Origin of the sequence: Streptomyces sp. NPDC057654, from assembly GCF_042800135.1 — a bacterium.
Classification (GTDB): domain Bacteria; phylum Actinomycetota; class Actinomycetes; order Streptomycetales; family Streptomycetaceae; genus Streptomyces.
The window spans coordinates 1-6,188 of record NZ_JBHVHQ010000513.1 but is presented as its reverse complement, the minus strand read 5'-3'; the positions used below and the strand labels follow the sequence as shown (position 1 = coordinate 6,188).

General features: G+C 72.0%; 7 protein-coding genes. 6 read left to right on the top strand and 1 reads right to left on the bottom strand.

All coding sequences use genetic code 11. The annotated features are described in order from the left end of the window. The first annotated feature begins 149 nt into the window (after positions 1–149). On the top strand, positions 150–1,163 hold the full coding sequence (locus tag ACFU99_RS29390; protein ID WP_384397762.1) for a phospholipase: 1,014 nt from the start codon (positions 150–152) through the stop codon (positions 1,161–1,163). Between the two features lie 57 nt (positions 1,164–1,220). Here ACFU99_RS29390 and ACFU99_RS29385 read toward each other — a convergent pair whose 3' ends face one another. Then, the gene (locus ACFU99_RS29385; protein ID WP_384397760.1) at positions 1,221–2,096 is read right to left on the bottom strand and encodes a carbohydrate kinase family protein; all 876 of its coding nucleotides are present in this window, start codon (positions 2,094–2,096) and stop codon (positions 1,221–1,223) included. A 341-nt stretch (positions 2,097–2,437) separates the two neighbouring features. Here ACFU99_RS29385 and ACFU99_RS29380 point away from each other — a divergent pair, with 341 nt between their 5' ends. Genes ACFU99_RS29380 through ACFU99_RS29360 form a run of 5 tightly spaced genes read left to right on the top strand, consistent with a single transcriptional unit; the run spans position 2,438 to position 6,074 of the window. Next, positions 2,438–3,190 (top strand): GntR family transcriptional regulator, encoded by a 753-nt coding sequence (locus ACFU99_RS29380; protein ID WP_384397758.1) that lies wholly within the window; start codon positions 2,438–2,440, stop codon positions 3,188–3,190. Beyond that, entirely contained in the window at positions 3,187–4,128 is a 942-nt protein-coding gene (locus ACFU99_RS29375; RefSeq protein ID WP_384397756.1) for a carbohydrate kinase family protein, read from the top strand. The genes ACFU99_RS29380 and ACFU99_RS29375 overlap by 4 nt, the downstream gene beginning before the upstream one ends. Further along, positions 4,125–4,847 carry a hypothetical protein gene (locus ACFU99_RS29370; RefSeq protein WP_384397754.1) on the top strand — a complete coding sequence of 241 codons (723 nt, stop codon included), beginning with the start codon at positions 4,125–4,127 and terminating at the stop codon, positions 4,845–4,847. Before ACFU99_RS29375 ends, ACFU99_RS29370 begins: the two co-directional genes overlap by 4 nt. 1 nt (position 4,848) lies before the next feature. Next, the gene (locus ACFU99_RS29365) at positions 4,849–5,193 is read left to right on the top strand and encodes a hypothetical protein (protein ID WP_384397752.1); all 345 of its coding nucleotides are present in this window, start codon (positions 4,849–4,851) and stop codon (positions 5,191–5,193) included. Then, the gene (locus ACFU99_RS29360; protein WP_384397750.1) at positions 5,190–6,074 is read left to right on the top strand and encodes a BtpA/SgcQ family protein; all 885 of its coding nucleotides are present in this window, start codon (positions 5,190–5,192) and stop codon (positions 6,072–6,074) included. Before ACFU99_RS29365 ends, ACFU99_RS29360 begins: the two co-directional genes overlap by 4 nt. The last annotated feature ends 114 nt before the right edge of the window (positions 6,075–6,188 follow it).

The window sequence follows — 6,188 nt, the reverse complement described above, 5'->3', positions numbered from 1 at the left end:
GCCCTGGAGCAACTCACGTCGCGAAAAGGCTGTTTGACCGTTAAGAGCGGAGCAGGAATCGATCACTCTTGTCACTTCGGGCGCTATATTTTCGCGATCGATGGACGGCTCGCCGCCGTCACGTCTCAGCAGCGTGAAGGAGTGCCTTCTTGAACACTCACCTTCGACACCGCGCCCGCCCCCGTATCCACCCCCGTATCCGCCCTCGCAGAGCGCTGGCGCTGTTGGCGACGCTGTGCGGAATCATCGGCGTGAGCGCGCTCGGCGCGAACCCGGCGTCGGCGGCCGACCAGCGGCAGGCGGTCTACGCCATCGCGCACCGGGTCGACACCCTGGGCGGCGTGGACGCCGCGATCTCCCACGGCGCCAACGCCATCGAGATCGACACCTGTGCCTGGTGGAATCCCAACGAGTGGCGCGCGTGGCACGACTGCTCGTCGGCCGGTGACAACCGGTACGGGCCCACCTTCGACAGCATGGTCGACCGCATCCTCTCCCACGCCAAGGCGGGGCGCCGGCTGTCGCTGGTCTGGCTGGACATCAAGGATCCGAACTACTGCGGGGAGCAGCCGAACCGTACGTGCAGCGTCGCCGGGCTGCGCGACAAGGCGCAGCGCCTGACGGCCGCCGGCATCCAGGTGCTCTACGGCTTCTACGAGTACCACGGCGGCGACACCCCCGATGTCGGCGGCCGGGGCTGGAAGAGCCTGGAGGGCAGGCTCGGCCCGCTGGAGGGCATCACCACGACCGGTTCCCGCGACAAGGTCACGGGGGCCTTCAACCGGTCCGGTTCCGGGTTCCCGAAGGGCCGCCGGGTGATGGACTACGGCGACACCGACATCACCAACGGCTTCGGCAACTGCACGGAGGCCACCTGGAACACGTGCGCGGAGCTGAAGAAGGGCGCGGCGGAGCGTTCCGCCGGACAGCTCGCGGCCACGCTGTCCTGGACGACCACCTACAACGACCCGTGGTACGTCGACAAGCTGCTGGGCGACGCGCGGGTGGACGGCATCATCGCGGGCTACGGGGCCTTCACCGGGGTGCGCGACTACGACAACAGCTGGCAGTGCGCCAACTCCATCGGCCTCATCCGCGACTGGGTCGGCCGCCACAGCGGCACGCACCGCATGGCCAACAGCGGTGACCGCATGTTCCATTGACGGCCCGACACCGGGCCGGGGCTCTTTCGGCTCCGGCCCGGTGTGCTGTCCACGGACCTACGCGCCGCGCGCGAGGTACGCCTCGACGGCCTCCCGGTCCGGCTGGCTCTCCCGGGCGCCGGGGCCCGTGCAGGACAGGCCGGCGGCGACGGAGGCGAAGGCCGCGGCGGCGGCCGGTTCCGCGCCGCGTTCCAGTTCGGCGAGGTAGCAGCCGACGAAGCAGTCGCCCGCTCCGGTGGCGTCGCGGACCCGTACCTCGATGGCGGCTCCGTCCCGTGTGTCCCCGTCCGGCGTGTGCAGCCGCCAGCCGCGGGCGCCGTCGGTGACCAGGAGATGCGTGCCGTGCGCCACCGCGACCGCGCCGAGGTCCGGGCCGAGGAGCCGTTCGGCCTGCGCGCGGCCGATGATCGCGTGGTCCGCCGCCGACAGGGCGGCCCGCGCCGCGTCGGCGCTCTCGCAGCCGTCCAGGTCGACGACCGCACGCAGGCCCGTAACGCCCTCCAGGAGGGGCGCCGCCCAGGGGAAGCGGTACCCGTCGAGGTAGAGCCAGCCGCCGCCGGCCTCGGCGCACCACCGCACCACGTCCGCCACATGGTCCCCGGTGAGGTAGTCGTCCTCGCTGATGACGGAGCGCTCGCCGTCCGGGGTGACGAGGATGACGGCGGTGGTGAGGCGGCCCGCGCGGGAGGTCCACGCCACGTCCACGCCCTCGGCGCCGAGGCCGTTCAGGAAGGCGTCGCTCAGCGCGTCGGGCCCGACGACCCCGGCGAAGCGGGAGTCGGCGCCCATGCGCGCCGCCGCGGCCGCCGCGTTCGCGCCCATTCCGCCGTCGTGGCGCTCGATGCCGAGCGCCTGCACCCGGTCGCCCGCGCCGGGGAGGGCGGGCACGTTCACGGTGAGGTCGCTGTTGCCGTACCCACAGAAGACGATCATGAAAAAGGGCACCCCATTCGCTGTGGAACTGCCGCGCGGCAGCCCGTCGGACCCCGCCGGCCGGCCGCCTCGCGGGCGGGCCGGGACAGCGCGGGACCGGGCAGCGACGTGCGGTCCTGAAACACCCGGCCGACGGCGGGGCCAAGGCCGCCGCGGCACCGGTCGCCCGTCGGTCGCGCCGCCTGTGAGCAGCGGATCCGGGCTGTGGTGATGCACCGTAAGCGCGCTTCCGCGGGAACGTCAACGGGGTGCGGAAGGCCACGCTGAGCGATCACTGATGCACCCAAAGTTGATGGATCGGACCCGTTGACCAAACGTCATGACGTTCGGATACTTTCGGCATGGCTTGGGATGACGAAGACCTGGTGGACGGCCCGGTACCGAAGTGGCATCAGATCGCCGAACTGCTGCGGTCGGCCATCGCCGACGGCGAGTTCACCGCCGGGGACGCGCTGCCGTCCGAAACGCTGCTCACCCGGCGCTTCGGCATCAGCCGGACCACCGCCCGCAGCGCTCTGAACGAGCTGGAGGGCGACCAACTGGTGAGCCGGCGGTCCGGAAAGGGCACGATCGTGCTCCCGCCCAAGGTCGAACAGCCGCTCAACCTGCTGGCCTCGTTCTCGGACGACATGCGGGCCCGCGGCCTGGCGCCGGGCTACCGGCTGGTCGCCGTCTCCGTACTGCCCGCCCCCGCGCAGGTCGCCAAGGAGCTGGGGCTGGCCGAGGGCGACGACGCGGTCTGCGTGGACCGGGTGCTGCTCGCCGACGACGAGCCCATCGCCTCCAGCGTCTCGTGGCTGTCGCCGCGGGTCGTGGACCCCGCGACGCCGCCGCCCGAGGCGACGCTGCGGGACTCCTCCCTCTACGAGTGGATCGAGCGCACCACCGGTACGCGCATCAGCTCGGGCGAGGAGTACATCGAGGGCGGCGTCGCCGACGCGCAGCTCGCGCAGCGGCTGGCCGTCGCCAAGGGCGCTCCGATCCTGATCGCGCGCCGCCGCTCGCTCTCCGCGACCGCCGTCCCCCTGGAGTACGTGGTGATCACATACCGGGCCGACAGATACCGCTTCCGAATCGAGCTCACTCGCCCATGAACACAGCCTCACCTCCCTCACCTCCGAACAGCGCGCCCCCCGGGACGAAGACCGCGGTCTTCGTCGGGGACACCGTCTTCGACACCACGCTCCGGGTGGGCTCCCTGCCCGCCGCCGACGAGAAGGTGGTCACCGACTACCTCACCGACTCGGTCGGGGGCGTGGTGACCAACGCGGCCGTCGCCTGCTCCCTCACCGGGACGCCGACGGCGCTGGTCAGCTCCGTGGGAACGGACGCGGCCGGCCGCGAATGCGCCGAGCAGGCGCGCGGCCTCGGCGTGGACTTCCGGCCCGAGGTCTCGCCCGGCCCCTCCAGCCGGGCCGTCATCACCATCGCCGAGGACGGCGAGAAGCACCTCATCCTGGTGCCCGGCGTCCGCATGTACCCCTCCGAGGCCGTCTGCCGGGAGCTCTCCCTGGCCGGCGCGGGCTGGCTGCACACCGCGGTCTACGACCCGGACGCGGCGCGGGCCGTCATCGCCCGGTGCGCCGAGAGCGGCGTCCCGTGGTCGATCGACCTGGAGCCGGCGACGTTCCCCGACGGCATCGAGTCGCTCGCGGACCATATCGACGGCGCAGCCACGGTGTTCTGCAACACGCACGCCGCACGGGCCATCGGGCCCGACGCGATCAAGGTGCTCTTCGGCCTCGGCGCCCGCTCGGTGGTGTTCACCGACGGTTCGCGCGGCGCCCGCTGGTGCACGCCCGGCGAGGAGGAGATCACCGTCCCCGTCGCCCCCGGCGCGGCCCCCGTGGTCGACACGACGGGCGCGGGCGACTGCCTCGCCGGGTCGTTCGTCGGCATGATGCTCGACTCCGGCGACCCGCTCGACGCCCTGCGCTACGCGGTGGCGGCGGCCTCCCACAGCTGCTCCGGGTACGGCGGCCACCTCTCGTACGCCACGCGGGCCGAGCTGACGGAGAGGAGGAGCGTATGACGCTGCTGAGCGAGGAGACGGACGTCTTCGAAGCGGCTCCGGGACAGCGGTGCGCCGTCCTGTTCCTGGCCCGGCTGCGCCCCGCGTCTCCGGAACCGACGCTGCGGCCGGTCATGGAGCAACTCGACGCCCTGAAGGCCGAGGGCTGGCGGCTGTCCGTCGACCGCGTCCTCGCGGGCGACGACGCCGGGCACGCGACGGCGGATTCGCCGACCGTGTACGCCACCGGGTTCTCCCACGACGTCGACTTCGTCGGCATGTTCGAGGCCCCCACCCCGTCTGCCGCGCTGCGCGGGACGCTCGCCCTCGAAGAGGCGGGCTGGTCGCGTGCGCTGCGCACCGAATGGCTCCTCGGGCCGCGGGAGTTCCTGCCGGTCGTCGGCCCCGCCTCCCGGCCCGAGGACGACTGGGCGTTCTTCGCGCTCTGGAAGTGGAACAGCGCCTGGCAGGCCGCCTCCGCCGAGCAGCGGCGCGAGTACGACCTGGAGTGCGATGTCGCGTTCTCCGCGGACGTACGGGCCGGGGCCGCCATCGCCGGCCGGCACCGCCTCGACGGCGCGAGCGAGTGGGACCACGTCGGGGTGTGGCGGGTGCCGAGCGTCGCCATGGTGCAGACGGCGATGCGGGAGCACACCCGGGTGGCGGACTTCAAGTTCACGACGTCCCGCCACTACATCGGCCGTCGCACGCGGCTCGAAGACGTCTTGCGGAGGAAATGACATGAGCGACACGGACAACACCCTCTGGCTGCACTACTCCCTCCCCCGCACCACGTGGTTCGAGCTCGGACCCGAGGCACGGGCCCGGCACGAGGCGGCGTTCCAGCAGGAGCGCGACGCCTCCGAGCGGCTGGGCGGCCGACGGGTCGGCGCGTACCACGTCCGGGGTCAGAGCGACTTCTCCGAGGTGGAGATCTGGTTCTTCCCCACCCCCGAACAGGCTTTCGATCACTGGTCCCGGCTGGTCACCGCCGGATACACCGGCTGCTTCGAATTCTCGAACCAGGTGGGAGTGGCCGACCAGGCCGTTCCGTCCGCACCTGGCGCAATGGAAAGGACATCATGAACAACCCCGTCGACAGCACCGCAGGCGAGCGAACGGTAGGCGTCTTCCCGCCCAAGGAGTCGGCGCTGACCTCGATCTTCGGCACCGAGCGCGTCGTCATCGGCGTCGTGCACTGCCCGCCGCTCCCCGGCAGCCCGCACTACCGCGGCGAGTCCATCGCCGACATCGTCAAGTTCGCCGTGGAGGAGGCCAAGGCGTACCAGCAGGGCGGCGTCCACGGCCTCATCGTGGAGAACGCCTGGGACCTGCCCTTCCCCAAGCCGGAGGACCAGGGCTTCGAGACCGCGGCGAACCTCGCCGTGATCGGCGACCACGTCCGCGAGAAGGCGGGCCTGCCGGTCGGCGTGAACGTCCTGGCCAACGGCGCGCACTGCTCGATAGCCACCGCCCAGGCCGCCCAGTCGTCCTTCGTCCGCGTCAACCAGTGGGCGAACGCCTACGTGGCCAACGAGGGCTTCATGGAGGGGCTGGCCCCCGCCGCCACCCGGTACCGGGCCACGCTCCGCGCCGAGCAGCTCAAGGTGTTCGCGGACGTGCACGTCAAGCACGGCTCGCACTCCATCATCGCCGACCGGAGCCTGGCCGAGCAGACGGAGGACAACGAGTTCTTCGACGCGGACGTGCTCATCGCGACCGGTGGCCGCACCGGCGACGAGGCCGCGGAGACCGAGGTCCGGGGCATCATGGACGCCACCCAGCTGCCGGTGATCATCGGCTCGGGCATGACCGAGAACAACGCCGAGCGGCTGCTGTCCCTGTGCCACGGCGCCATCGTGGCCTCCTCGCTGAAGGAGAACGGCCGCTGGTGGGGCCGGGTCGACCAGGGCAAGGTCCGGGCGTTCACCCGGCACGCCGAGAGCGCGGGCTACCAGCTCCCGTGATCAGCGGCCCGATCGACAGCTGAAAACCGCTGGTGGGCCGTACGGAGCCGGCGTGCTCCCGGTACGGGCGACACCCCATCGGGCCCCCGGCGCGGAAACTGCCCGCCGGGCCCC

Bases quoted from the DNA above. Each gene is read 5' to 3' on its own strand.
- ACFU99_RS29385 (WP_384397760.1), bottom strand. From the start codon at position 2,096: ATGATCGTCTTCTGTGGGTACGGCAACAGCGACCTCACCGTGAACGTG.
- ACFU99_RS29380 (WP_384397758.1), top strand. From the start codon at position 2,438: ATGGCTTGGGATGACGAAGACCTGGTGGACGGCCCGGTACCGAAGTGG.
- ACFU99_RS29375 (WP_384397756.1), top strand. From the start codon at position 3,187: ATGAACACAGCCTCACCTCCCTCACCTCCGAACAGCGCGCCCCCCGGG.
- ACFU99_RS29370 (WP_384397754.1), top strand. From the start codon at position 4,125: ATGACGCTGCTGAGCGAGGAGACGGACGTCTTCGAAGCGGCTCCGGGA.
- ACFU99_RS29365 (WP_384397752.1), top strand. From the start codon at position 4,849: ATGAGCGACACGGACAACACCCTCTGGCTGCACTACTCCCTCCCCCGC.
- ACFU99_RS29360 (WP_384397750.1), top strand. From the start codon at position 5,190: ATGAACAACCCCGTCGACAGCACCGCAGGCGAGCGAACGGTAGGCGTC.